Genomic DNA, 24,156 nt, shown 5'->3' with positions numbered 1-24,156 from the left:
CCACCCCCGCCCTTGAGCGACGGAGAGGCGCCGATGACCCGATCGACTTCCCGGAACCGCCGACGCGGGTTCCGCCTCCGCACCGCGACCGGCGCCGGGCTGCTGCTGGTCCCGCTCGCCGTGTCCTGCGGGTCCGGCGACGACTCCGGCGGGTCGGGCGCCATCAAGATCGGCGTTCCGGCGCCGCTGAGCGGGGACTCCGCCTCCGCCGGGCAGGACATCCTCGCCGCCGCCAGGGTCGCCGCCGACGAGATCAACAAGGCGGGCGGCGTGGACGGCCGCGACGTCCAGATCGTCGAGGCCGACGACCAGTGCAGCGCCCAGCAGGGCGCGCAGGCCGCGCAGAAGCTCCTCAACAGCGGGGTCGTGGCGGTCGCCGGCGGGTACTGCTCCAGCGCGGCCGTGCCCGCGATCCCGATCTTCGGGCGGCGGAGCGTCCCGTTCGTGCTGGACGCGTCCACGAACCCGGGGCTCACCGACACCGGGAAGGGCAAGGTGTTCCGCACCTGCGGGCGCGACGACAACCAGGGCCTCGTCGCCGCGAAGTTCATGACCGGGCAGCTCGGCGCCAAGCGCATCGCGCTCCTGCACGACAACACCACCTACGCCAAGGGCCTCGCGGACGCGACGGCGAACTCGGCGAAGCAGGCGGGCGGGCAGGTCGTGTACCAGGACGCGCTGCAGCCCGGCCAGTCCGACTACAGCCCCGTCCTGACCAAGGTGGCCTCGACGAAGCCGGACGTCCTGTACTTCACCGGGTACTTCGCCGAGGCGGGCCTGCTGATGAAGCAGCGCAAGCAGCTCGGGCTGAAGTTCGCGCTGATGGGCGGGGACGCGACGACCGACTCGACGGTGCTGAAGACGGCGGGCACGGCGGCCGACGGGTACATCGCCACCACCGCGCCGCTCGCCAAGGACCTGCCCGCCGCCGCCAAGTTCGTCGCCGCCTACAAGGCCGCGCACAACGCCGACCCCGGGCCGTTCTCGGTGTACGAGTACGACGCGGTGAAGGTCATCGCGAAGGCGATCGAGGACGCCGGGTCCACGAAGGGCAAGGACGTCATCGACGCGCTGCGCAAGATGAAGGACTTCCCGGGCATCACCGGGCCGATCACGTTCGACGACAAGGGCGACCGGACCGACCCGCTGTACATCACCGTCCAGGTCCAGGGCGGAGCGTTCACCGCCTACAAGAAGCTCGACAAGTCCGGCGGCACCTGGGTGGACGCCAAGACGTCATGACCGAACTATGAGCGAATTCGTCCAGTACCTCGTCAACGGGCTGACGATCGGGGCGTTCCTCGCGCTGATCGCGCTGGGCTACTCGATGATCTACGGCGTGGTGCGCCTGATCAACTTCGCGCACGGGGACGTGTTCATGATCGGCGCGTTCGCCGGGTTCGGGACGCTGACCACGCTCGGCGTGACCGGCGGGATGGCGCTGCCCGCGATCGTCGCCGCCGTCCTCGTCGGCGCGCTGGCGACCGGCGTCGTCGGCACCGGGATCGCGAAGGCGGCCTACGTCCCGCTGCTGGCCTCGCCGCGGCTGGCGCTGCTGATCGCCGCGATCGGGGTGTCGCTGGCGCTGCAGGAGGGCGTGAAGGTCCTCACCGACGCGCGGTTCAAGTCCTACCCGAACACGCTGGACGGCGGGCAGATCTTCAGCGGGTCCGTCCGCGTCACCTGGGGGCAGCTCGCGCTGGTCGTGCTTTCGGTGGCGCTGATGGCCGGGCTGTGGCTGTTCGTGACCCGCACGGTGACCGGGACGGCGATGCGCGCCCTCGCGATGGACCGGGACGCCGCCCGGCTGCAGGGCATCAACGTCGAGCGGCTCATCCTCGTCACGTTCTTCATCGGCTCGCTGCTGGCGGGCGCGGCGGGCGTGATGTACGGGCTGTACTACGTGCAGATCAGCTTCGGCATGGGGTTCCTGATCGGGCTGCGCGCGTTCACCGCCGCCGTGCTCGGCGGCATCGGGAACCTGCCGGGGACGATGGTCGCGGGCGTCGCCATCGGGCTCGTCCAGTCGTTCTCGGCGGGGTACGTCTCGTCCCGCTGGACCGATGTGATCATCTTCGGGCTGCTCATCGGGGTGCTGGCGCTGAGACCCACCGGCCTGTTCGGCGAACGCGTCGTGGAGCGCGCGTGAAGGCCCGCGTGAGGGAGCGCCTGCCCGGCCTCGGGCGCTGGGAGACGCCCGCCCGGTACGGGGGCTGGCCGCTGCTGATCGTCGTGGCGCTCGTCGCGGGCCAGGTGATGGACGACTACGGCCTGACCGTCGGCGCGACGATCCTGATCTACGCGATCCTCGGCCTCGGCATCAACATCGTCGTCGGGTACGCGGGCCTGCTGGACCTCGGCTTCGCGGCGTTCTTCGCGATCGGCGCGTACACGGCGGGCCTGCTGATGGTGGAGCTGGAGTGGAACTTCTGGCTCACGCTGCCCGCCGCCGTGGCCGCCGCGGCGGTCGCCGGCGTCGTGATCGGGTATCCGACGCTGCGGCTGCGCAGCGACTACCTCGCCATCGTCACGCTCGGCTTCGGCGAGATCATCCGGCTCACGGTGATCAACCTGGAGGTCACCGGCGGGCCGAACGGCCTCACCGGCATCCCGCCGGTGACGCTCGGCGGGCGCGAGATCGTCATGCCGCGCGACTTCTACCACCTGTCGCTGGCGTTCTTCGTCGTCGTGCTGGCGCTGACCGCGCTGCTCGCCCGGTCCCGGCTCGCGTACGCGTGGCGGGCGATCAGGTCCGACGACACCGCGGCCGAGGCGGTCGGCGTCCCGGCGCGGCGGGTGAAGCTGCTCGCCTACGTCCTCGGCGCGATGACCGGCGCGGTCGCCGGGCCGCTGAACGCCGCGCAGCTCGGCACCGTCGACCCGTCCAGCTTCACGTTCCTGACCTCGCTGATGATCCTGCTCGTGGTGATCATCGGCGGGATGGGCAGCCGGCCCGGCGTGGTGATCGGCGCCGTGGTGATCATCGCGCTGCCGGAGATCCTGCGGAGCGTCCAGGAGTACCGGGGGCTGTTCTTCGCGCTGCTGCTGATCCTGATCGTCCTCCTGCGCCCGCAGGGCGTGTGGCCCTACCGTCCCCGCCGCTTCCGCCTCCCCGAGAAGGCCGGGCCAGCGCCCGCGCTCCCGTCCGCGAAGGGCACGCTGCTGGAGGTCGGCGGGCTGTCCCGCAGCTTCGGCGGCGTCACGGCCGTCGACGGGCTCGGGCTCCGCGCGGACGCCGGGCAGGTCGTCAGCGTCATCGGCCCGAACGGCGCGGGCAAGACCACCGCGTTCAACTGCATCACCGGGATGATCCCGCCGTCCGCCGGGACCGTCGTGCTCGCCGGGCGGAACGTCCGGGGCAAGGCCCCGCACCGGGTCGCCGCCGCCGGGCTCGCCCGCACGTTCCAGAGCATCCGGCTGTTCGACGAGATGACGGTCGCGGAGAACGTGCTGATAGGCCGGTTCGCCCGCGACCGCGGCCTGCTCCGCCCGCTCTCCCGCGAGGACGCCGACACCGTCCGCCGCTGCCTGGACTTCGTCGGCCTGCTGGACGCCGCCGACCGCCCCGCGGGCGGCCTCGCCTACGGCGACCGGCGCCGCCTTGAGATCGCCCGCGCCCTCGCCGGGGACCCCCGCGTCCTGCTGCTGGACGAGCCCGCCGCCGGCGCCAACCCCACCGAGAAGCGGGCGCTGATGGAGCTGATCGCCCGGATCAGCGCGCTCGGCGCCGCGGTCGTGCTGATCGAGCACGACGTCGCGCTCGTCATGTCGATCTCCGACCGGGTGACCGTCCTGGAGTACGGCCGGACGATCGCCGAGGGCCCGCCCGCCGAGATCCAGGAGGACCAGCGGGTCATCGCCGCCTACCTCGGCGTCCCCGACGACCCGGAGACCGACCTCGTCACGGAGGTCCTGCGGTGACGCTCCTCCAGGTCAGCGACCTGCACAGCCGGTACGGGCAGGTCGAGGCGCTGTCCGGGATCTCGTTCGAGGTCGGCGACGGCGAGATCGTCGCGCTGCTCGGCAGCAACGGCGCGGGCAAGACCACCACGCTCCGCACGATCACCGGGCTGCACCGGGCCCGGTCCGGACGCGTCGAGTTCGACGGCCGCGACATCACCCGGCTGGACGCGCACAAGGTCGTCGCGGCCGGGCTCGGGCACGTCCCGGAGGGACGGCGCGTGTTCCCGGCGCTGAACGTCGCCGAGAACCTGCTGCTCGGCGGCTACCTCCGCCGCCGCGACCGGAGCGCCGTCGCGGCCCGCCGGGAGGAGGTGTACGAGATGTTCCCCCGGCTCGGGGAGCGGCGCGGCCAGCTCGCCGGGCTGCTGTCGGGCGGCGAGCAGCAGATGCTCGCGATCGGCCGCGCGCTGATGCTGCGCCCCCGCCTCCTCGCCTTGGACGAGCCGACGATGGGCCTCGCCCCGCAGATGGCGCAGCAGGTGCTGCGCGTGATCCGGGAGATCCGCGGGCAGGGCGCCACGATCCTGATCGTCGAGCAGAACGCCCACCAGACGCTCCGCCTCGCCGACCGCGCGTACGTGCTGGAGACGGGCCGCATCGTCCTGTCCGGCCCGGCCTCCGAGCTCGCGCAGGACGACCGCGTCAAGGCCGCCTACCTCGGCGGCGACCCCGCCATCGAGGCGCAATGAGCGGGGTCACCGACTCCCGGTGAGGAGGCGTCCGGCCGCCTCCTCGATGGCCTCCTCGGAGAGCAGGACGTGCTGGGCGGCGTCGCCGAGGGGGATGAAGCTGTCCTCGCTGGTGACCCTCGCCGTGCGGCCCTGGAAGCCGGCGTCGGCGAGCGCGGTGAGGACGGCCTCGGACACGCCGCCGGTGCGGCGCGTCTCGTCCGCGATCAGGACGGCGCCGGTGGCGCGGGCCTCGCGGAGCAGGTCGCCGTCAGGCAGCGGCGCGAGCCAGCGCAGGTCGAGGACGCGGCACCGGACGCCGCGCGCCTCCAGGCGGCGGGCGGCGCGCAGGCTCATCCGCAGCCCGTTCGCGAACGTCACGATGGTGAGGTCGCGTCCCTCCCCGTACGTGCGGGCCCGCCCGATCGGCACGAGCCCGCCGGACGGTGCCAGCCAGCCGTCGTCGCCGTCGTCGTGCAGGTCGCGGGCGTGGTAGAGCGCGATCGGCTCCAGGAACACGCAGACGCGCCCGTCCTCCTCGGCGGCGTCCACGCAGGCGCGCAGCATGCCCGCGGCGTCGTCGGGTCGTGCCGGTGAGGCGATGACGAGGCCGGGGATGTCGCGCAGCGCGGCGACGGCGTTGTCGTTGTGGAAGTGGCCGCCGAAGCCCTTCTGGTAGGCGTAGCCGGGGACGCGGACGACCATCGGGTTGCGGTACCGGCCCGACGAGAAGAACCCCATCGTCGCCGCCTCACCGCGGATCTGGTCGGCGGCGTTGTGCAGGTAGGCGAGGTACTGGATCTCCGCGACCGGCAGCATCCCGGCCAGGCCGAATCCGAGCGCGAGGCCGAGGATCGACTGCTCGTCCAGGATCGTGTCGAACACCCGCGCCGCCCCGGCCCGCTTCAGCAGGCCGCGCGTGACCCCGTAGACGCCGCCCTTGCGGGCCACGTCCTCGCCGAACACGACCAGGCCGGGGCGTTCGCCGAGCAGGTCGCCGAGCGTCCGGTTGACGGCCTGCGCGAACGTCACCGGCTCCCCGCTCGGCGGCGCCGCGTCCCGGGTGGTCGCGGCGGGGCGGAGGGGGGCCATGACCTCGGCGGCGGACGAGAGGCGCCGCGCCCCGGCCGCCTTCCCGGCGAGGGCCATCACCTCGGCGCGCTTCGCCTCGTAGCGCTCGACGATCTCGTCCGGCGCCGCCACGCCGGTGTCGACGAGCAGCCGCGCCGTCCGCAGCAGGGGGTCGCGGTCGAGGTCGGCGGCCAGTTCGGCGGGGGCCCGGTAGGACGCTTCGACGTCGGAGCCCGCGTGGCCCATCAGCCGGACGGTCCGCAGATGCAGGAACGCGGGGCGGCGGTGCTCCCGCACCCAGCCGGCGGCCTGCGACGCGACCGCGAGGGCGTCCGCGAGGTCGCATCCGTCCGCCTGGAAGTAGGCGAGCCCTGGACGCGACCCGTAGGCGGCGTGGATCCAGCCGGGCGGCGTGCGGACGCTGATCCCGATGCCGTTGTCCTCGCAGACGAACAGGAGCGGCAGCGGGAGGCCCTGGAAGCCGGTGTTGACGGCGGCGTTGATGGCGCCCGTGGCCGTGGAGTGGTTGGCGGACGCGTCACCGAAGCTGCACACGGCCACGGCGTCGCGCGGCCATGGGGTCTCGACACTGAGCCGGGCGGCGCGTTCGATGGCGAAGGCGACGCCGAGCGCGCGCGGGAGATGCGACGCGATCGTGGACGTCTGCGGGATGACGTGCAGGCGGTGGCTTCCGAACACCTTGTGGCGCCCGCCCGCGATGGGTTCCTCGGCCGCGGCGACCAGGCCCAGCAGCACGTCGCGGAGCGGCTCCCCGCCGGGCACCTGGCGTGCGCGTTCCAGGAAGAACGCGCCCGACCGGTAGTGCAGCAGTGCCGGGTCGTCCGGGCGGAGCGCGGCGGCGACGGCGGCGTTCCCCTCGTGGCCGGACGACCCGATCGTGTAGAAGCCGCTGCCCTCGGACCGGAGCCACCGGGCGGCGAGGTCGAGGTGCCTGCTGCCGAGTTGGGCGTCGAACAGCTCCAGGAGCCGCTCGCCGCCCGGCGGGCCGGGCGGGACCGGCGCGGCCGGCGGCCTGAGAGCGGCGGCCCTCTCCAGGAAGTGGACGTCGGCGGGCTCGGGCATGCGGTCTCCTGCGTGGATCGTGGCGCGGTTCGAGCATGGGACGCCGCCGGTGCCGGGGTCGACTCCGCAAGCCCCCGAACAGGTTGGCGGTTGGCCAAGGAACGCTTAACGGCGTCCCGTGGAGAGCCTCAGCCGGGCTTGGCCTCGCGGTAAGGAAGCCGCGCTCTTCCCGATCTTGGCGCGAGGGGCCTCGCCTGTTCACGCTGGACTCGTGCTCTCCTCCGTCATCGGCGGCGCCCGGATCCCGGCCGGAGCGCGCCCGTACCGTTCCACCGACCCGTCCCGCGGGGCCGAGGTGGTCGCCGAGGTGTCCCTCGCGGACGCGGGCGACCTCGTCCGCGCCTGCGCCGCCGCCCGCGCGGCGCAGGACGCCTGGCGGGACGTGCCGCCGCCCGTCCGCGGCCAGGTGGTCGCCGCGGTCGGACGGCTCGTCGAGGCGAACAAGGAGGCGCTGGCCCGCGTCGTCACCCGCGAGGTCGGCAAGCCGTACGCGGAGGCGCTCGGCGAGGTCCAGGAGATCGCCGACACCTGCGCGTTCTTCCTCGGGGAGGGACGGCGGCTGTACGGGCAGACGGTGCCGTCGGAGATGCCCGACAAGCAGCTGTTCACGTTCCGCGACCCGGTCGGGGTCGTCACGGTGATCACGGCGGGGAACTTCCCGGTGGCGGTGCCGTCCTGGTACATCGTCCCGGCGCTGCTGTGCGGGAACGCGGTCGTGTGGAAGCCCGCCGAGTACGCGGCGGCGTGCGCGGAGGCGTTCTACCAGCTGTTCGCGCACGCGGGAGTGCCGGACGGCGTCCTCAACGTCGTCTACGCGGACGGCCCGGAGACCTATCAGGGGCTGGAGCGGGCTCTCGGCCAGGGACTGGTCGACAAGGTCGGCTTCACCGGGTCCACCGAGGTCGGGTCGCGGATCGGCGAGCTGTGCGGGCGGCACCTCCAGTCGCCGTGCCTGGAGCTGGGCGGCAAGAACCCGATGGTCGTCACCGGGGACGCCGACCTGCCGCTCGCCGTCGAGGGCGCGCTGTTCTCCGGGTTCGGGACGGCCGGGCAGCGCTGCACATCGCTGGGCACGGCGATCGTGCACGAGTCGGTGCACGGCGAGTTCGTCCGGCTGCTGGACGAGGCGGCGCGCGCCGCCGTGATCGGAGACCCGACGGGCGACGTCCTGTACGGGCCGCTGATCAACGAGCGGTTCGCGGACGGGTTCGAGAAGGCGCTCGGCTGGATCGGCCCGCACCACACCGTGCACGGCTCGTCCGCGACCGGCCGGATCACGGCGGCGGCGCCGCGTGCCGGCTTCACCGGCGACGCAGAGGCGGGCCTCTACTACCACCCGGCGATCGTGGACGGCGTCGGCCCCGCCGACGAGCTGTTCATGAACGAGACGTTCGGCCCGGTCATCGGCGTCGCGAAGTACCGGACGCTGGACGAGGCGATCTCCCTCGCCAACGCGCCCGGCTACGGGCTGTCGGCGTCCATCTACACGACGGACCCGGCGGCGGTGTTCGCGTTCCGGCGGCGGATCTCCGCAGGGATGGTCAGCGTGAACAACTCGACGTCCGGCGCGGAGGCGCACCTGCCGTTCGGCGGCAACGGCCGGTCCGGGAACGGCAGCCGCCAGTCGGGCGTGTGGGTGCTGGACCAGTTCACCCGCTGGCAGTCGATGAACTGGGACCACTCCGGACGGCTCCAGAAGGCGCAGATGGACGTCCTGGAGGTCAGCCCCGACCTCGGTTTCCGGCTGTAGGAGCGGCCCGTGCGGACCCCCCTGAACGGCAGGGCCGAGGTCGTCATCGTCGGCGGCGGCGTGATGGGCACGAGCATCGCGTTCCACCTCGCCGAGGCCGGGGTGCGGCGCGTGGTGCTGGTGGAGCGCGGCGAGCTGGGCTCCGGGTCGACGTGCAAGGCGGCCGGCGGGGTGCGGGCGCAGTTCTCCGACGAGGTCAACATCCGGCTCGGCGCCCGCAGCCTGGATGCGTTCGCGCGGTTCGGCGAGCGTCCGGGCCAGGAGATCGACCTCCGCCGGGTCGGCTACCTGTTCCTGCTGTCGCGGCCCGAGGACGTGGCGGCGTTCGAGCGGGGCGTGGCCCTGCAGAACGACCTGGGCGTCCCGAGCCGGATGATCCCGGCGGCGCAGGCGCGGCGGCTGTCCCCGCTGATCGAGACGGACGGGCTGCTGGCCGCCGCGTTCTCCCCCGACGACGGGCACTGCACGCCGGAGTCGGTCGTCCTCGGGTACGCGAGCGGCGCGCGGCGGCACGGCGCGACGATCCTCACGCACTGCGAGGTCGCCGGCATCGAGACGGACGGCGGCGGGATCAGGGCGGTCGGGACGAGCCGGGGCCGCATCGCGACGTCCGCGGTCGTCTGCGCGGCCGGGGCCTGGTCGGCGGCGGTCGGCGCGATGGCGGGCGTCGAGCTGCCGGTGGAGCCGCTGCGGCGGCAGATCGTGTTCACCGAGCCGATCCGGGACCTGCCGCGCCCGGTCCCCATGACGATCGACTTCGCGACGTCGTTCTACTTCCACGGCGAGGGCGAGGGCCTGATGCTCGGGATGTCCGACCCGGAGGAGCGGCCCGGGTTCCGCCTGGACCGCTCGGACGCCTGGCTGCCCCGCCTGACCGAGGCGATCGGGTCCCGCGCCCCGCGGCTCCTCGACGTCGGGCTCACCGGCGGCTGGGCGGGCCTGTACGAGGTCACGCCCGACCACAACGCGCTCATCGGGGAGGACGCCGGCGTGTCCCGGTTCCTGTACGCGACGGGCTTCTCCGGCCACGGGTTCCTGCAGGGCCCGGCGGTCGGCGAGGTCGTCCGCGACCTGTACCTCGGCCGGGAGCCGTTCACCGACGTGTCCCCGTTCAGCGCCGACCGGTTCGCCGGGGACGGCCCGCGCCCGGAGCTGAACCGTGTCTGACGTGCTCTCACTGATGGACGAGTGGGGCCCCGAGCGGGTCGTGTGCGTGTCCGACTCCCGCACCGGGATGCGCGGCGTCCTGGTCATCGACAACACCGCCCGCGGGATGGGCAAGGGCGGCATGCGGATGAGCGCGTCGCTGACGGTCGCGGAGGTGGCGCGGCTGGCGCGGGTCATGACCTACAAGTGGGCGGGCGTCGACCTGTTCTTCGGCGGCGCGAAGGCCGGGATCATGGCCGACCCGGGGTCGCCGGACCGGGAGGCGATCCTGCGGTCGTTCGTCCGGGCGCTTTCGCAGGAGATCCCCCGGCAGTACGTCGCGGGCCTCGACATGGGGCTGACCGAGCGGGACGCGGCGATCGTCCAGGACGAGCTGGCCGACCGGGGCGCGGCGGTCGGCACCCCGCATGTCCTCGGCGGCATGCCGTACGACGAGCTGGGCGTCACCGGCTACGGCGTCGCGGAGGCCGCCGACGCCGCCGCCCGGCACGCCGGGTCGTCGCTGCGGGGCGCGCGGGTCGTGGTGCAGGGGTTCGGCGCGGTCGGGCACGCCGCCGCCCGCCGCCTCCACGAGCTGGGCGCGGTGGTCGTCGCGGTCTCGACCGCGCGCGGCGCGCTGTACGACCCGGGCGGCCTGGACGTCGGGCGGCTCCTCGGCCTGCGGGCGGAGGCGGGCGACGCGGTCGTGCGGGAGTACGGCGGCGGGCGGCTCCTGGAGGTGGGCGCGGAGCTGCTCGTCCCGGCTGACGTCCTCGTCCCGGCGGCGCTGCAGGACGTCATCGACGCGGACGTCGCCGCGAACGTCCAGGCGGGCATCGTGGTGGAGGGCGCGAACCTGCCGACCGGGCCGGCGGCGCAGCGGGTCCTCGCGGCGCGCGGCGTCACGGTCGTGCCGGACTTCGTGGCGAACGCGGGCGGCGTCGTCGCGGCGGGCTTCGCCATGGACGCCCGCTACTCGGCGTTCCGCCCCGAACCGGACGCCGTGTTCGCGGCGGTGTCGGCGAAGATGCGGGAGAACACCGAGACGGTGCTCGCGGCGGCCCGCGCGCAGGGGACGACCACCCACGAGGCGGCGCTGGCGCTGGCGCGGCGGCGGGTGCGGGCGGCGATGGAGCTCAAGGGCCGGTTGCGTCGCTGATCTCGGCCTCGACGCCGCGGGCGATCTCGGTCAGCCCGCGCATCGCGTCCTTGACCAGCGGGTTGGTGTTGGTGACGCGGCGCAGGACGGTGACGTGCCGCTGCGGGGTGCGGCGGCTGAGCTTCAGCATCCGCAGGCCGGGCGCGGGCACGCAGCCGAGCGCCGGGACGAGCGCGATGCCGAGCCCGCAGCCGACGAGCCCGCACACGACCGCGTAGTCGTTGCTGCGGAACGCGATGTTCGGCGTGAACCCGGCGGTGCCGCACAACCGCAGCAGCGCCTGCGAGCCGGAGCTCTCCGGGCGGCTCGCGATCCACGTCTCCGACCGCAGCTCCCGGAGCCGGACGGTGCGCCCGCCCGCCAGCGGATGCTCCTCCGGCACGCACAGGACGAGGTGCTCGTCCATGACCGGCGTCTCCACGATCTGGTCGGGCCAGGTCCGCGGGAACAGGTCGTACCGGTAGACGAGCTGGAGGTCGAGGTCGCCGTCGAGGAGCTCGGGCAGCAGCTCGTCCGGCTCGCCCTCCGACAGCTTGATCTCGATGCCGGGCCGGACCCGGGACAGCTCCGCCAGCACCCGCGGCAGGATGCGGGCGCTGGCGGTCGGGAAGCTGCCGAGCTGCAGCGCGCCGCGCTCGCCGCTCGCGACCGTCCGCAGCTCGCGCTCCAGGGTGTCCAGGGCCGACAGGACGTCGTTGCCCTTGCTGACCATGAGGAACGCGGCGCTGGTGGGCCGGACGCTGCGGGCCCGGCGCTCGAACAGCACCAGGCCGCAGGCGCGCTCCAGTGCGGCGATCTGCTGGGAGACGGCGGAGGCGGTGTACCCGAGGTTGCGGGCGGCGTCCGCGAACGAGCCGGTGCGGACGACCTCGCGCACCGTCTGGATGTGCAGGGGACTGATCATGCGATGGCGCACCCCGTTCCACTGGCGGGCGGCGTCTCCCCCGCGGACGCCTTCTCCACATGATTAATCGTGTTCGGGCCTCTTGGCCACCAGAGTCAGCACGTCGTACTTGGCGACCGAGGCGCCCTCCTGGTTCGTGACGTCGGTGTCCCAGCGGACCTCGCCGTAGTCGGCGCCCTCGCGCGGCGTGATCTGCTTGGCGGTCAGGGTGACCGACAGCTCGTCGCCGGGCGTCACCGGTGTGAGGAACCGCAGGTTCTCCAGCCCGTAGTTCGCGAGGACGGGCCCGGGCGCGGGGTCCACGAACAGCCCGGCCGCGAACGACACGACGAGGTACCCGTGCGCGACGCGTCCGGGGAAGAACGGGTTGGCGCGGGCGGCGTCCTCGTCCATGTGGGCGTAGAAGGTGTCGCCGGTGAACTCGGCGAAGTGCTCCACGTCGTCAAGGGTGACGACGCGGGGCCCTCCGGCGGCGGTGTCGCCGACGCGCAGGTCCTCCAGGTACCTGCGGAACGGGTGCTCGTCGGTGACCGTCCGGTCGGTGCCGGGGACCCACCGCCCGGTGATCGCGGTGAGCATCGCGGGCCCGGCCTGGACGGCGGTGCGCCGCATGTGGTGGACGACGCCGCGGATCCCGCCCATCTCCTCACCGCCTCCGGCGCGTCCTGGCCCGCCGTGGACGAGCGCGGGCAGCGGCGAGCCGTGCCCGGTCGACTCGGCGGCGTTCTCGCTGTTCAGGACGAGGAGGCGGCCGTGCCACGGCGCGGTGCCGAGGACGACCCGCCGGGCGAAGTCGGCGTCGGCCGTCACGACCGACCCGGCGAGGCTGCCCCGCCCGCGGGCGGCCAGCTCGACCGCCCGCTCAGCGCCGTCGTAGGGGAGCAGCGTGCTGACCGGCCCGAACGCCTCGACCTCGTGCGGCTCGGCGCGTCCGGTGTCGTCGGCGCGCAGCAGGACCGGCGACATGAACGCGCCGCGCTCGGCGTCCGCGCCGGCGACGTCGACGTGCCCGGGGTCGCCGAAGACGGCCTGGCCCGCGTCCAGCAGCGCCTTCAGCGAGCGCCGCACCTCCTCGCGCTGGTCGAGGCTCGCGAGGGCGCCCATCCGCACGTCCGGGTCGGCCGGGTTCCCGACCGTGACCCTGGACAGCCGTTCCCGCGCCGCGTCGGCGACGTCGCCGATCAGCGCCGCGGGCACCAGGGCGCGGCGGATCGCGGTGCACTTCTGGCCCGCCTTGACGGTCATCTCCGCGACGAGCTGCTTGACGTACAGGTCGAACTCCCGCGTGCCGGGCGTCGCGTCCGGGCCGAGGATCGAGCAGTTCAGCGAGTCGGCCTCGGCGTTGAACCGGACCGCGTTGCCGACGATCGCGGGATGCGTGCGCAGCAGCCGGGCGGTTGACGCCGACCCGGTGAACGCGACGAGGTCCTGCTCGGTGAGGTGGTCGAGCAGGTCGCGCGGGTCGCCGCAGACCATCTGCACGCTCCCGTCCGGCAGGATGCCGGACTCGACGATCAGCTCCACCAGCCGTGCGGTCAGGTAGGCGGTCTGGCTCGCGGGCTTGATCAGGCTGGGCACCCCGGCGAGGAACGCGGGCGCGAGCTTCTCCAGCGGGCCCCACACCGGGAAGTTGAACGCGTTGATCTGCACCGCGACGCCGTGCGACGGGGTGCACAGGTGCTGCCCGACGAACGTGCCGCCCTTGCCGAGCGGTTCGACGTTCCCCTCGACCAGCACGGTGTCGTTCGGCAGCTCCCGCCTGCCCTTGCTCGCGTAGCCGAACAGGACGCCGATGCCGCCGTCCACGTCGAACTTCGCGTCGCCCAGGGTCGCGCCGGTGCGGGCCGACAGCGCGTAGAGCTCCTCGCGATGCTCCCGCAGGTGCGAGGCGAGCGCCTTCAGCAGCGCCGCGCGCTGGTGGAACGTCAGCTCGCGCAGCACCGGGCCGCCGGCCCTCCGCCCGTGTTCGAGCGCGGCGCCCATGTCGACGCCCGCCGAGGAGATCCGCGCGACCTCCTCCCCCGTGACCGCGTCGCGCAATGGCACGCCCTCGTCGTCCGGAGACTGCCAGGAACCCGACACATAGCTGCGCAGCACGACCACTGGGGACCTCCTCGTCCGGATATCTCTGAGTCTTATTGCCACCTTCGGCGCTGAAATACTCGTCGCCATGACCTACGCGGCGGACAGCGGACGATACGAGCGGATCCCCTACCGGCGGTGCGGGCGCAGCGGGCTGCGGCTCCCGGCGATCTCGCTGGGGCTGTGGCACAACTTCGGCGACGACCGTCCGCTGGACGCCCAGCGGGCGATCCTGCGGCGCGCGTTCGACCTCGGCGTCACGCACTTCGACCTCGCCAACAACTACGGGCCGCCCTACGGCTCCGCCGAGTCCAACTTCGGCCGGATCCTGCGGGAGGACTTCGCGCCCTACCGGGACGAGTTGATCATCTCGACGAAGGCCGGCTACGACATGTGGCCCGGCCCGTACGGCGAGTGGGGGTCGCGCAAGTACCTGCTCGCGAGCCTCGACCAGTCGCTGCGCCGGATGGGCGTCGACTACGTCGACATCTTCTACAGCCACCGTTTCGACCCCGAGACGCCGCTGGAGGAGACGATGGGGGCGCTGGACCGGGCCGTCCGGTCCGGGAAGGCCCTGTACGCGGGGATCTCGTCCTACTCCGCCGAGCGCACCGCCGAGGCGGCGGCGATCCTGCGGGAGATGGGCACGCCGCTGCTGATCCACCAGCCGTCCTACTCCATGCTCAACCGGTGGATCGAGGGCGGGCTGCTCGACACGCTCGGCGAGGAGGGCGTCGGCTGCATCGCGTTCTCGCCGCTGGCGCAGGGGATGCTGACCGGAAAGTACCTGGACGGCGTGCCCGAGGGGTCGCGGGCCAGCCGGGGGACGTCGTTCTCGGCGAGCCTGCTGACCGAGGAGAACGTCCGGCACGTCCGGACGCTCAACGAGATCGCCAAGGGCCGCGGGCAGACGCTGGCGCAGCTCGCGCTGGCCTGGTCGCTGCGCGACGGCCGGGTCACCTCGGCGCTGATCGGCGCGAGCGGCGTCGCGCAGTTGGAGGAGAACCTAGCGGCGCTCGACCGGCTCGGCCTCACCGCGGACGAGCTCGCCGCCATCGACCGGGACGCGGTGGAGGCGGGCATCAACATCTGGGCGGCGTCCAGCGCCCACTGATCGCCGGGCCGGGCGCATCGACCGGGCCTGACCGGGCACGACCAGCGCATGGAGGAAGATCCCGAAAGGCGCGGGCCCGGTTCGCGCGGGCCGTACCGGCACCGGCAGCCGGCGGGGAGGGAGCCGCTGGACGCCCGCAGCCCGCTGCGGCTGCGGGCGATCCTGTCCGCGGTGGCGCTGGTCGGGACGGCGCCTGGGCCGCGGCGGCGGTGTGCGCGGTCGTCGCCGTCATCGCCGCGATCGACCTGATCGTGATCGCCGCGCGGGCCCGGCACTGACCGCCGTCAGCGGTGGCGGTCGGGCGCGGCGTCTTTCACCATGACCCCAGGGGCCACTTCGGCAACCGGTGACTTTTCCGACTCGTGCGTTTAGGGCCCCGGCTAGCGGCAATGTCGAAATCACCCATACGGGATTTGTCTCCGGCAAGTACGCCCAGGGCGGATGTCCAGGACGAGGGCATAGCCATTCACCCGACGTTTGCGCCGAAACGGGGGCTCACATGCGCGTGCCCGGAATCAACGCGATCCTTCACCATCCGGCGGAGCGGCGCCGATGAGGGTCCTCGTTTCCCGCCAGGACGGCCTCGGGGACGTGCTGCTCGCCGGGCCCGCCCTGCGGGCGGTGGCCGCGCGCGCCGACGAGGTCGTGCTGTTGTGCGGCCCGCGCGGGCGCGCCGCCGCCGACCTGCTGCCGGGCGTCGACCGCGTCATCGGGTGGTCCGCCCCGTGGATCGGCCCCGGCCGCGAACCGGTCAGGCGGAGCGAGATCGACGGGCTGACGCGCAGGCTCCACGGGTTCGACCGCGCGCTGATCCTCACCTCGGCCCACCAGTCGCCGCTGCCGCTGGCGCTGCTGCTGCGCCTCGCCGGGACGCCGTGGATCGGCGGGATCAGCGCCGACCACCCCGGCTCGCTGCTCGACCTGCGGCACCGGCCCGGCGAGGACATGCCCGAGCCGCTGCGGATGCTCGCGCTGGCCGAGGACGCCGGGTTCCCGTCCACCGGCGACGACCGCCTGCGGGTCCGCGGCCCGCTGCCCGACACCGGCCACCTCACCGGCGGGCCGGGCTACGTCGTCGTGCACCCGGGGACGTCCGCGCCCGCGCGGGCCTGGCCGCCGGAGCGCTGCGCCGCCGCCGTCCGCCTGCTGCGCGCGGCGGGCCACCGCGTCGCCGTCACCGGCCACGCGGACGAGAAGGAGCTGACCGCGCTCGTCGCCGGCGAGGACGGCCTGGACCTCGGCGGGCGCACGACGCTGCCGGAGCTGGCGTCCGTGCTGGAGGGCGCCCGCGCGGTCGTCGCCGGGAACACCGGGCCCGCGCATCTCGCGGCGGCCGTCGGGACCCCCGTCGTGTCGCTGTTCGCGCCGACCGTGCCGGCCGCCCGGTGGGCGCCGTTCGGCGTGCCGATGGCGCTGCTCGGCGACCAGCGGGCGCCGTGCAAGGACAGCCGCGCCCGCGAATGCCCGGTCGAGGGCCACCCCTGCCTGGCGTCCGTCGGCGCCGACGAGGTCGCCGCCGCCGTCGAGATCGTGATGACAGGGGAGGTCGCGGCGTCCGTCGAGGAGGTGACGGGATGAAGGTGGCCATGATCTCCGAGCACGCCAGCCCCCTCGCCGCCGTGGAGGAGGAACCGGACGCTGCGGGCGGCGGGCAGCACGTGTTCGTCGCGGACCTGGCGGCCGAGCTGGGCAGGCAGGGCCACGACGTCACCGTCTACACGCGGCGGGACTCCCCCGCCCTGCGGGAGCGGGTGCGGCTCGCGCCCCGCGTGACCGTCGAGCACGTCCCCGCCGGGCCGGCCGAGCCCATCGCCAGGCACGCCCTGCTGCCGTGGATGCACGACTTCGGCCGCCACCTGGGGCGGCGCTGGGCCGCCGACCCGCCCGACGTCGCGCACGCCCACTTCTGGATGAGCGGCCTCGCCGCCATCCAGGCCGCGCAGGCCCCCGGGGCGCGGCGCGTGCCGGTCGTGCAGACCTACCACGCGCTCGGGGCCGTCATGCGCCGCCACGAGTGCGGCCGGGACGCCAGCCCGGCGTCGCGGGTCCGGCTGGAGCGCGCGATCGGGCGCGCCGCCGACGGCGTGATCGCCACCTGCTCGGACGAGATCGCCGAGCTGGCCGCGATGGGCGTGCCCGGCGACCGCGTCCATGTCGTGCCCTACGGGGTCGACCTCGGCCTGTTCACCCCGGAGGACCGGACGGCCGGGCGCCGCGGCCGGCACCGCCTCGTGGTCGTGTCACGGCTCGTCGAGCGCAAGGGCGTGGACACGGCGATCAGGGCGCTCGCGCACCTGCCGGACGCCGAGCTGGCCGTCGCCGGCGGCCCGGGCGGCGAGCCCGAGATCCGGAGGCTGCGCGCGGTGGCGCGGCACGCGGGCGTCGCCGGGCGTGTGGAGTTCCTCGGACGGCTCGCCCGCGCCGAGGTCCCCGCGCTGCTCCGCTCGGCGGCCCTGGTCGTCACGCTGCCCTGGTACGAGCCGTTCGGGATGGTGCCGCTGGAGGCGATGGCCTGCGGCGTGCCGGTCGTCGCGAGCGCCGTCGGCGGGCACCTCGACACGGTCGCCGACGGCGTCACCGGCGTCCTCGTCCCGCCCCGCGACCCCGACTCGGCGGCCAGGGCGATCCGGGCCCTGCTGGACGACCCGGCGAAGCGGGCGGCGATGGGCTTCGCGGGACTCGAACGGGCGCGCGATCGCCACGCGTGGTCCCGCGTCGCCGCCGGCACCGCCGACGTCTACCGCCATGCCGCCGCGGTGAGGCAGGTGGCCGCATGACGCATCACGAAGGGAGACGCTCATGAACGTCCTCATCACCGGCGGAGCCTCCGGGCTCGGCGCCGCCGTCGCACGGAAGGTCGCCGACGACGGCGGCCGCCCGCTCATCCTGGACCGGCACCCGCCGAAGGACGACTTCGAGCACATGCAGGCCGACCTGGCCGACCGCCGGTGCGCCGAACGCGCCGTGCACGGCCTGGCCCGTGCCGCCGGCGGCCTCAACGCCGTCGTCGCCGCGGCGGGCATCGACGCCCCCGGGACGCTCTGCGACGTCCCCGCCGAGGACTGGGAGCGGGTCGTCCAGGTGAACCTGCTCGGCACGGCCGCCGTCGTCCGCGCGGCGCTCCCCTACCTGGAGAACGAGCCGGCGGGACGGGTCGTCACCGTCGCGTCCACGCTGGGGTTCCGGGCCGTGGGCCACGCGAGCGCGTACTGCGCGTCCGAGTTCGGCCTCGTCGGGTTCACCCGGGCCCTCGCCGCCGAGCTGGCCGGGAAGGTCGCCGTGACGATGGTCATGCCCGGCGGCATGGACACCGCGTTCTTCGACGGCCGCGCCGCGAGGTACCGGCCCGGCCCCGACGCCGAGCTCAACCGGCCCGCCGACGTGGCGGCGACCGTCGCGTTCGCGCTGTCCCAGCCCCCGGGCTGCGAGGTGCGGGAGATGGTCGTCTGCCCGTCGCGCGAACCGTCGTGGCCGTGATGACCGCACGCCGGATCCCGGCGCCGCGCGCCCGGCCCGGCGGGCGGCCGGTCAGCCGGTGCTGCCGGACGCCACCAGGTCCCTGAGGTCGGCGGGGAGGCTGCCGGCCACCTTGTGCGCGACGCCGCCGTGGGTGGCCTCGTCGGTCACCTCCAGCACGACCCGCGTCAGGAACGCGGCCCGGGGGTCGTCGGCGCCGGCCCGGGCCCCGACCCGCTCGATGAAGTCGTGCCTGCCGAACCGCTCGCCGCTCCCGGCGCCGCCGTAGACCTCGGTCCGGCGCAGGTGCTCGCCGATCTCGTGCGGCAGCTGCGCCGCGAGGTTGTCGGCGAGCCCCTCCGGGATCCGCTCACCGAGCGTCTCCAGGACCGCGCGGGTGGCCCGCTCCGCCTCGCCGTGGCCGGAGAGGCGGCCGCGGTTCTGGACCTGGCCGATGAACTCCTCGTGGCGCATGGCGGACGCTCCCTTCCTCGTGAATGCCCCGTGAAATGCAGAGAATGCCCGATCTGTCGGACTGTTAACGTGCGCCGATCACGTCCAGCAGCTCGCCGATCACCGCGTCGGACGGCGGCAGCGCCGACGGGCGCCCGGCCCCCTCCGGCGACAGCGCCCACTCCCACCAGTGCTCCAGCTCGTCCGGGTCGAGCAGCCGCCGCCCGGACGCGTCCTCCGGCACGGTGACGATGGCGGGCCACGACCAGGCCCGCGCCTGCGCGGCGACCTTCGCCCCGCCGCCGACCGGGTCCACGGCGAGCGCGGGCACCCCGTTCTTCAGGGCGAGGACGAGCCCGTCCAGCCGCGTCGTCACCACCAGGTCGAGCCTGCGCAGCACCGACTCCAGCTCCGCCGCCGTCCCGAACAGCCGCCAGTCGTGCGGATCGAGCCGCGTGTCGAGGGGCAGCCGCGCGCACTCGTGGCCGGCGAGCCACTCCGTCAGCTCCCGCTCGACCCGGTCGTCGGGCCGCCGCTCCACGTCCTCGCGCCGCCCGGACGCCAGCACGACGCCGACGACCGGCGTGGACGGGGTCATCGGCAGCGCGGCCAGGTCGTGCCGCGGCGCCTCCGCGGGCGTGTCCCGCGCGAGGACGGCGTCGAACCCGGTGACCGCCGGGTCGTCCGGGTCGGTGACCGAGACGCCGACGGCGACGCGGACGCAGCCCCCGTACCGGCGGTGCAGCTCCTCGATCTGCCGGCCGTGCAGCGGCCCGCAGGCGAACACCAGGTGCGTGTAGCGCCCGGGGTCGGCGCCGTCGAGGTCCGGCCCGTCCGGCCGGAGGACCGGGCCCCATGCCAGGTCGCACTCGACGTCCGCGTCCGCGAGCCCGCGCCGCACGGCCTCCATCGCCAGGACGTCGCCCGCCGTGGCCTCGCCGTTCCCGAGACTCGGCCATCCGGTCACCAGGACGCGCATTCCCCGGCCGCCCTTCGCCTTCCGGCCCCGGCCGCTCTTGGCCGGCCGGGGTGCTCTCTGGTGGGTGCTACCCGCGACCGCCCGTCCCATGTCCCCGCGCCGTGACAGTTGAGACACCTACCGGTTTACCGAAACGGCCGGATGGGCAAAGTCACGTCGCGGCCCACTCGTCGGTTCGGAGCCATGTGCCCCGGACTGCGAGCCTGGGCCGCACCACGTTTCGCCTGTTCGTGCGCTCTTCGACCGCTCACGCGCTGATCGCCTGGGCGACGGCCATGCCGCAGTAGGCCGCGCCGAGCCCCGCCGCCACGCTGGCCGCGGCGTTGAGGACGGCGTAGAACCGCGCACCATCTTCCACCAGCCGGACGGTCTCGTAACCGAACGTGGAGTACGTGCTGAGGGCGCCGCAGAAGCCCGTCCCGGCGAAGGCCATGGCCCCGCTGCCTGCGGGCAGCGCCGCCAAGAGCCCCAGGACGAACGACCCGGTGACGTTGACGGTGAGCGTCCCCCACGGGAAGGCGGAGTTGTGCCGGGCCTGGACGGCACGGTCGGTCAGATAGCGCAGCGGGGCTCCCAGCGCGGCTCCCAGCGCGATCAGCAGGACCGTCACTCGCCGTCCTCCTCCACGGGCCCGCGGGGCAGCGCCCGGCCGAGCGCCCGCGCGAGGCGCATCCCGGCGACGACTGCGGCCAGGGCCGCGACCAGCGTCAGCGCGAGGTACGCGAGCCCCACCCCCGGCGCGCCGTGCTCCACCGCCTGCTGGATGTCGACGGCGTAGGTGGAGAACGTGGTGAACCCGCCGAGGATCCCCACGCCGAGGAACGGGCGGACGAGGCGGTGCGCCCGCCACGTCTCGGTGATCAGCACCATCAGGACGCCGATGAGCAGGCAGCCCGAAACGTTGATCCAGAACACCGCCCAGGGGAAGTCCCCCGCACCGTACGGGAACGCGGTGACCAGCCCGTACCGCGCGAGGGCCCCGAGGACGCCGCCCGCCGACACCGCCGCCGGCGTCTCCCAGGAGGCGCGCCGCTTCCCCGGCACGCGCGGTTCGACGTTGGGACGATCGGGCGCGGTCATGGGCACACTCCCCGAACAGGCGGCCCGCAAGTTTACCCACGGCCTGGCAGGTCAGGGCCCAGGGCGGTCCACCTGCCCGCGCCAGCCGCCCGTCTGGACGCCGCGCGACTCGATGAACGTCTTGAAGCGCCGCAGGTCGCCCTTGACGCGATGGGTGAGCGCGCCGATCCGGTCGCCGGCCTTCTCCGCCAGGCCCTCCGGGGCGAACTCCAGTTGCGCGGTGACACGGGTGGTGGTGTCGTCCAGGCGGTGGAACGTCACCACCCCGGCGTGCTCCGGGCCGTCCAGGGACTTCCAGGCGACGCGCTCGTCGGGAAGCTGCTCGGTGATCCGCGCGTCGAACTCGCGGGTCACGCCGGCGATCCGCGTCCGCCATCGGACGGTGGTGTCGTCGAGCTGCCGGATCTCCTCGACGCCCTCCATGAACTCCGGGAACGTCTCGAACTGCGTCCACTGGTCGTAGGCGGCGCGGATCGGGACGGTGACGTTGACCGACTCGGTGATCGTGCTCACGGGTCTCCCCCTCATGCGTCACCGGCTCGGATACCCGCGACGGCGCCCCTTATCCGGCCGGTGGACGGGTGCGGGCGACCCCGTGTCACGCGCCGATCACCGGGTAAAGGGACTGGATCGAGCGATCGCCCCCCGCCTCAGCGACCGCTCACGGAGGGAGACGACACGCATGGCGCCTGCGCAGCCCACCACCACCAGCCGGCTCGACGAGGAACAGACCGAGACGCTGCTCGCGGAGATGAACCGGCTGGCGGACGACGATCCCCTGCGGGAGCGGCTCCGGGCGCGCATCGTCGACATGCACGCCGGGCTCGTCCGGGCGGTGGCGCGCCGGTACGCCAACCGCGGGGAGCCGCTCGACGACCTCCAGCAGGTCGCCTACCTGGGGCTGGTCAAGGCCATCAACCGGTTCGACCCGGGGATCGGCGACCGGTTCGTCACCTACGCCTACCCGGTGGTGACCGGGGAGGTGAAGCGGCACTTCCGCGACAAGACGTGGGGCGTGCGGGTGTCGCGCCGCATCCAGGAGCTGCGGCCGGTGCTGCAGCGCACCGTCCAGGAGTTCACCCGCGAGCGGGGCCGCTCCCCCACGACCGCGGAGATCGCCGCGCTGATGGAGATCAGCGAGGAGGAGACCGTCGAGGTCATCGTCGCCTGCGACGCCTACCGCCCGCTGTCCCTGGAGGCGCCGGCGGACGGGTCGGCGTCCGGCGACAACGGGACGGTCGGCGAGTACCTCGGCTCGGACGACCCGGCCCTCGACGCGTTCATCGACGGCCACGCCCTCGCCCCGCTGATCGACGACCTCCCCGAGCGCGAGCGGACGATCCTGCTCCTGCGGTTCTTCGGCAACAAGACGCAGACGCAGATCGCCGAGCAGATCGGCCTCTCCCAGATGCACGTCTCGCGCCTGCTCCGCGCCACGCTGGACAGGCTCCGCGCCGGGCTGCTGGCGGAGCGGTGACGCGGAGGCCCCGCATCGTCGCCTTCGACGTGATGGAGACGATGATGATGCTCCATCCGCTGCGCGCCCGCTTCGAGGACGCCGGCCTCCCCGGCGAGGCCCTGGGCATCTGGTACGCGCGGACGCTGCGCGACGGCATGGCCCTGACGGCGACCGGCGACTTCCAGCCGTTCCGCCGGGTCGCCGCAGGGGCGCTGCGCGCCGTCTCCGCGCGGCGCGCAGGGGCAGCCGCGGAACGCGTGCTGGACGACGCCGCCGTCGAGCACGTCCTGGACGGCCTCGCGTCGCTCCCCGCCCACCCGGACGTGGAGCCCGCGCTGCGCCGTCTCGCGGCCGCGGACGTCCCCGCCGTGTGCCTCACCAACGGCGCCGGCGCCACCACCATGGCGTTCCTCGACGGCGCGGGCCTCACCGACCTGGTCGACCGGGTGATCAGCATCGAGGAGGTGCGGCGGTGGAAGCCGGCCGCGGCCGTCTACGCGCACGCCGCCACCGCGACGGGCGTGCCCGCCGGCCGGCTCGCGCTGGTGGCGGCGCACGCCTGGGACTGCCACGGCGCCAAGCGCGCCGGCCTGGTCACCGGCTGGACCGGCCGGCTCGAAGGCCGCTACGGCGACGTCTTCGCGCCGCCGGACGTGACCGGCGGCGACCTCGTCCAGGTGGTGGAACGGCTCCTCGCGCTCGACGCGGCCTGACCCGCGCCCGTCACGGCCTCGGCAGGGCGCACGCCTTCCCCAGCACGACGTCGTTGTCCTTGCCGAGGCAGCGGGCGAGCAGGTACGTCTGCTGGCCGTAGTCAGCGCCGCGCCGGACGGTGACCTCGCCGCCGCGGTCGACCTCGCACGGATTGTTCAGGGTGCAGCGTTCGCCGTCGTCGTTGCCGGTGTTGTTGACCCCGACGACCTGGCCCGTCCGGACGTCGACGACCGGCGACCCGGACGTGCCGTGGACCGTCGCGCATTCGGAGGCGTACCGGATGGAGTCCTTCCACGTCCAGCCGGCCTCGCGGAGCCGGTGCACCGTCGTGTCGATCTTGCAGCCGTAGATCTCCCGCCAGTAGCCCGACACGACCCTGATCCCGGTGCCGTCGTGGGGTCTGGCCGCCGACAGGCGCAGCGCGGGCACGCCGTACCGCTTCCTGATGGCCGCGTAGGTGGCCTCCAGCCGGTAGACCGTCACGTCCGTGTCGGTCATGGTGGCGTACTCGATCCTGGTGGCCCGGAGGGTGCCCAGGTCCTTACGGCCCGTCCGGTCGAGGAGCGTGAACGTCCGGGACGACTCCTCGTCCACGATCACCTCGCCGGCCTTCGGCATCCCCGTCTCCAGGCAGTGGCCGTTGGTCATGACCAGCGCCGCGTCGGTGTCGCGGGACCGCGGCCCGCGGACCAGGGACCCCGAGCAGTTGCTCAGCGCGACGATCCCGGTGAAGTCGACCTCGGCCCGGCCCTTCTGCCCCGGCCGGTCCTGGGCGGCGGCGGCCGGCGCGGCGCCGCCGGCGGGCGTGGCACCGGCGGCGGTGAGCGTCCCCGCTCCCACGACGCCGAGAGCGGCGAGAGCGGCGAGCGCGACGGCGGCGAGATGTCTGGTCATGCGGCGGTTCCTCCCTGGCGGGTCCACGAAGGACCGCCACTCCGGTGATCGTTCAGTCGACGTCGACCCAGTCGAGGGTCCGGGTGACGGCTTTCTTCCAGCCGGCGTAGCCGTGGCGGCGCTGGTCGTCGTTCCAGGTGGGTTCCCAGCGGCGGTCCTGGTTCCAGTTGCGGCGTAGTTC

Annotated in this window: 22 protein-coding genes; 13 read left to right on the top strand and 9 right to left on the bottom strand. The window is 74.1% G+C overall.

Going from position 1 to position 24,156, the window contains the following annotated elements:
• Positions 1-33: 33 nt before the first annotated feature.
• From ETD83_RS23990 to ETD83_RS23975, 4 genes are read left to right on the top strand one after another with little or no spacing between them, the layout of a single operon-like run.
• On the top strand, positions 34-1,242 hold the full coding sequence (locus ETD83_RS23990; protein ID WP_138647405.1) for a branched-chain amino acid ABC transporter substrate-binding protein: 1,209 nt from the start codon (positions 34-36) through the stop codon (positions 1,240-1,242).
• A 7-nt stretch (positions 1,243-1,249) separates the two neighbouring features.
• Positions 1,250-2,149, top strand: a complete 900-nt coding sequence (locus tag ETD83_RS23985; RefSeq protein WP_138647404.1) for a branched-chain amino acid ABC transporter permease — start codon at positions 1,250-1,252, stop codon at positions 2,147-2,149.
• Positions 2,146-3,921 carry a branched-chain amino acid ABC transporter ATP-binding protein/permease gene (locus tag ETD83_RS45435; RefSeq protein ID WP_138647403.1) on the top strand — a complete coding sequence of 592 codons (1,776 nt, stop codon included), beginning with the start codon at positions 2,146-2,148 and terminating at the stop codon, positions 3,919-3,921. Before ETD83_RS23985 ends, ETD83_RS45435 begins: the two co-directional genes overlap by 4 nt.
• Positions 3,918-4,652 (top strand): ABC transporter ATP-binding protein, encoded by a 735-nt coding sequence (locus tag ETD83_RS23975; RefSeq protein WP_138647402.1) that lies wholly within the window; start codon positions 3,918-3,920, stop codon positions 4,650-4,652. The genes ETD83_RS45435 and ETD83_RS23975 overlap by 4 nt, the downstream gene beginning before the upstream one ends.
• 6 nt (positions 4,653-4,658) lie before the next feature.
• Here ETD83_RS23975 and ETD83_RS23970 read toward each other — a convergent pair whose 3' ends face one another.
• A complete protein-coding gene (locus ETD83_RS23970; RefSeq protein ID WP_138647401.1) occupies positions 4,659-6,785 on the bottom strand; it encodes a thiamine pyrophosphate-dependent enzyme in 2,127 nt (708 codons plus the stop codon).
• Between the two features lie 211 nt (positions 6,786-6,996).
• Between ETD83_RS23970 and ETD83_RS23965 the strand changes: the two genes are divergently transcribed.
• The 3 genes from ETD83_RS23965 to ETD83_RS23955 are packed head-to-tail and all read left to right on the top strand — an operon-like array spanning position 6,997 to position 10,840.
• Positions 6,997-8,535, top strand: coding sequence for an aldehyde dehydrogenase family protein (locus ETD83_RS23965; RefSeq protein ID WP_138647400.1), 1,539 nt, complete (start codon positions 6,997-6,999; stop codon positions 8,533-8,535).
• A 9-nt stretch (positions 8,536-8,544) separates the two neighbouring features.
• On the top strand, positions 8,545-9,702 hold the full coding sequence (locus tag ETD83_RS23960; RefSeq protein WP_230421130.1) for an NAD(P)/FAD-dependent oxidoreductase: 1,158 nt from the start codon (positions 8,545-8,547) through the stop codon (positions 9,700-9,702).
• Positions 9,695-10,840 carry a Glu/Leu/Phe/Val family dehydrogenase gene (locus tag ETD83_RS23955; protein WP_138647399.1) on the top strand — a complete coding sequence of 382 codons (1,146 nt, stop codon included), beginning with the start codon at positions 9,695-9,697 and terminating at the stop codon, positions 10,838-10,840. Before ETD83_RS23960 ends, ETD83_RS23955 begins: the two co-directional genes overlap by 8 nt.
• Here the strand turns inward: ETD83_RS23955 and ETD83_RS23950 are convergent.
• Both ETD83_RS23950 and paaZ read right to left on the bottom strand, forming a co-directional pair.
• Positions 10,818-11,744 (bottom strand): LysR family transcriptional regulator, encoded by a 927-nt coding sequence (locus ETD83_RS23950; protein WP_138647398.1) that lies wholly within the window; start codon positions 11,742-11,744, stop codon positions 10,818-10,820. The two genes, ETD83_RS23955 and ETD83_RS23950, sit on opposite strands and share 23 nt — an antisense overlap.
• Before the next feature lie 63 nt (positions 11,745-11,807).
• Positions 11,808-13,847, bottom strand: a complete 2,040-nt coding sequence (paaZ, locus tag ETD83_RS23945; protein WP_138647397.1) for a phenylacetic acid degradation bifunctional protein PaaZ — start codon at positions 13,845-13,847, stop codon at positions 11,808-11,810.
• A 67-nt stretch (positions 13,848-13,914) separates the two neighbouring features.
• Between paaZ and mgrA the strand changes: the two genes are divergently transcribed.
• The 4 genes from mgrA (at position 13,915) to ETD83_RS23925 (ending at position 18,417) form a co-directional block, all read left to right on the top strand.
• A complete protein-coding gene (gene mgrA / locus ETD83_RS23940) occupies positions 13,915-14,940 on the top strand; it encodes an L-glyceraldehyde 3-phosphate reductase (RefSeq protein WP_138647396.1) in 1,026 nt (341 codons plus the stop codon).
• A gap of 552 nt (positions 14,941-15,492) precedes the next feature.
• Entirely contained in the window at positions 15,493-16,518 is a 1,026-nt protein-coding gene (locus ETD83_RS23935) for a glycosyltransferase family 9 protein (protein ID WP_138647395.1), read from the top strand.
• Positions 16,515-17,717, top strand: a complete 1,203-nt coding sequence (locus tag ETD83_RS23930; RefSeq protein ID WP_138647394.1) for a glycosyltransferase — start codon at positions 16,515-16,517, stop codon at positions 17,715-17,717. The genes ETD83_RS23935 and ETD83_RS23930 overlap by 4 nt, the downstream gene beginning before the upstream one ends.
• 22 nt (positions 17,718-17,739) lie before the next feature.
• A complete protein-coding gene (locus ETD83_RS23925) occupies positions 17,740-18,417 on the top strand; it encodes an SDR family oxidoreductase (RefSeq protein ID WP_138647393.1) in 678 nt (225 codons plus the stop codon).
• Positions 18,418-18,468: 51 nt separating this feature from the next.
• Here the strand turns inward: ETD83_RS23925 and ETD83_RS23920 are convergent, their stop codons facing one another.
• From ETD83_RS23920 to ETD83_RS23900, 5 genes are all read right to left on the bottom strand, one after another.
• Positions 18,469-18,870, bottom strand: a complete 402-nt coding sequence (locus ETD83_RS23920; protein WP_138647392.1) for a DUF2267 domain-containing protein — start codon at positions 18,868-18,870, stop codon at positions 18,469-18,471.
• A 64-nt stretch (positions 18,871-18,934) separates the two neighbouring features.
• Positions 18,935-19,828, bottom strand: coding sequence for a glycosyltransferase family protein (locus ETD83_RS23915; RefSeq protein ID WP_171064401.1), 894 nt, complete (start codon positions 19,826-19,828; stop codon positions 18,935-18,937).
• 247 nt (positions 19,829-20,075) lie between these two features.
• Complete coding sequence (gene crcB, locus ETD83_RS23910; protein ID WP_138647391.1) at positions 20,076-20,438, bottom strand: fluoride efflux transporter CrcB; 363 nt, start codon at positions 20,436-20,438, stop codon at positions 20,076-20,078.
• A complete protein-coding gene (locus tag ETD83_RS23905; protein ID WP_138647390.1) occupies positions 20,435-20,908 on the bottom strand; it encodes a fluoride efflux transporter FluC in 474 nt (157 codons plus the stop codon). Before ETD83_RS23905 ends, crcB begins: the two co-directional genes overlap by 4 nt.
• Positions 20,909-20,959: 51 nt before the next feature.
• Positions 20,960-21,421 carry an SRPBCC family protein gene (locus ETD83_RS23900; protein WP_138647389.1) on the bottom strand — a complete coding sequence of 154 codons (462 nt, stop codon included), beginning with the start codon at positions 21,419-21,421 and terminating at the stop codon, positions 20,960-20,962.
• Between the two features lie 169 nt (positions 21,422-21,590).
• Between ETD83_RS23900 and ETD83_RS23895 the strand changes: the two genes are divergently transcribed.
• Together ETD83_RS23895 and ETD83_RS23890 are read left to right on the top strand one after the other, a co-directional pair.
• Positions 21,591-22,385: a SigB/SigF/SigG family RNA polymerase sigma factor gene (locus ETD83_RS23895; RefSeq protein WP_138647388.1), complete on the top strand. Its 795-nt coding sequence runs from the start codon at positions 21,591-21,593 to the stop codon at positions 22,383-22,385.
• Positions 22,382-23,080: a haloacid dehalogenase type II gene (locus ETD83_RS23890; RefSeq protein WP_171064400.1), complete on the top strand. Its 699-nt coding sequence runs from the start codon at positions 22,382-22,384 to the stop codon at positions 23,078-23,080. Before ETD83_RS23895 ends, ETD83_RS23890 begins: the two co-directional genes overlap by 4 nt.
• A 10-nt stretch (positions 23,081-23,090) precedes the next feature.
• Here ETD83_RS23890 and ETD83_RS23885 read toward each other — a convergent pair whose 3' ends face one another.
• A complete protein-coding gene (locus ETD83_RS23885) occupies positions 23,091-23,975 on the bottom strand; it encodes a S1 family peptidase (protein WP_138647387.1) in 885 nt (294 codons plus the stop codon).
• Positions 23,976-24,156: the final 181 nt, after the last annotated feature.

The sequence above is a fragment of the Actinomadura soli genome, from assembly GCF_005889715.1.
GTDB classification, from domain to species: domain Bacteria; phylum Actinomycetota; class Actinomycetes; order Streptosporangiales; family Streptosporangiaceae; genus Spirillospora; species Spirillospora soli.
Note: the sequence above shows the minus strand (reverse complement) of the source record. Positions and strands in the feature narration are given on the sequence as shown.

Bases quoted from the DNA above. Each gene is read 5' to 3' on its own strand.
- ETD83_RS23930 (WP_138647394.1), top strand. From the start codon at position 16,515: ATGAAGGTGGCCATGATCTCCGAGCACGCCAGCCCCCTCGCCGCCGTG.
- ETD83_RS23935 (WP_138647395.1), top strand. From the start codon at position 15,493: ATGAGGGTCCTCGTTTCCCGCCAGGACGGCCTCGGGGACGTGCTGCTC.
- mgrA (WP_138647396.1), top strand. From the start codon at position 13,915: ATGACCTACGCGGCGGACAGCGGACGATACGAGCGGATCCCCTACCGG.
- ETD83_RS23915 (WP_171064401.1), bottom strand. From the start codon at position 19,828: ATGCGCGTCCTGGTGACCGGATGGCCGAGTCTCGGGAACGGCGAGGCC.
- ETD83_RS23920 (WP_138647392.1), bottom strand. From the start codon at position 18,870: ATGCGCCACGAGGAGTTCATCGGCCAGGTCCAGAACCGCGGCCGCCTC.
- ETD83_RS23905 (WP_138647390.1), bottom strand. From the start codon at position 20,908: ATGACCGCGCCCGATCGTCCCAACGTCGAACCGCGCGTGCCGGGGAAG.
- ETD83_RS23925 (WP_138647393.1), top strand. From the start codon at position 17,740: ATGAACGTCCTCATCACCGGCGGAGCCTCCGGGCTCGGCGCCGCCGTC.
- ETD83_RS23990 (WP_138647405.1), top strand. From the start codon at position 34: ATGACCCGATCGACTTCCCGGAACCGCCGACGCGGGTTCCGCCTCCGC.
- ETD83_RS23885 (WP_138647387.1), bottom strand. From the start codon at position 23,975: ATGACCAGACATCTCGCCGCCGTCGCGCTCGCCGCTCTCGCCGCTCTC.
- ETD83_RS23895 (WP_138647388.1), top strand. From the start codon at position 21,591: ATGGCGCCTGCGCAGCCCACCACCACCAGCCGGCTCGACGAGGAACAG.
- ETD83_RS23985 (WP_138647404.1), top strand. From the start codon at position 1,250: ATGAGCGAATTCGTCCAGTACCTCGTCAACGGGCTGACGATCGGGGCG.
- ETD83_RS23950 (WP_138647398.1), bottom strand. From the start codon at position 11,744: ATGATCAGTCCCCTGCACATCCAGACGGTGCGCGAGGTCGTCCGCACC.
- ETD83_RS23970 (WP_138647401.1), bottom strand. From the start codon at position 6,785: ATGCCCGAGCCCGCCGACGTCCACTTCCTGGAGAGGGCCGCCGCTCTC.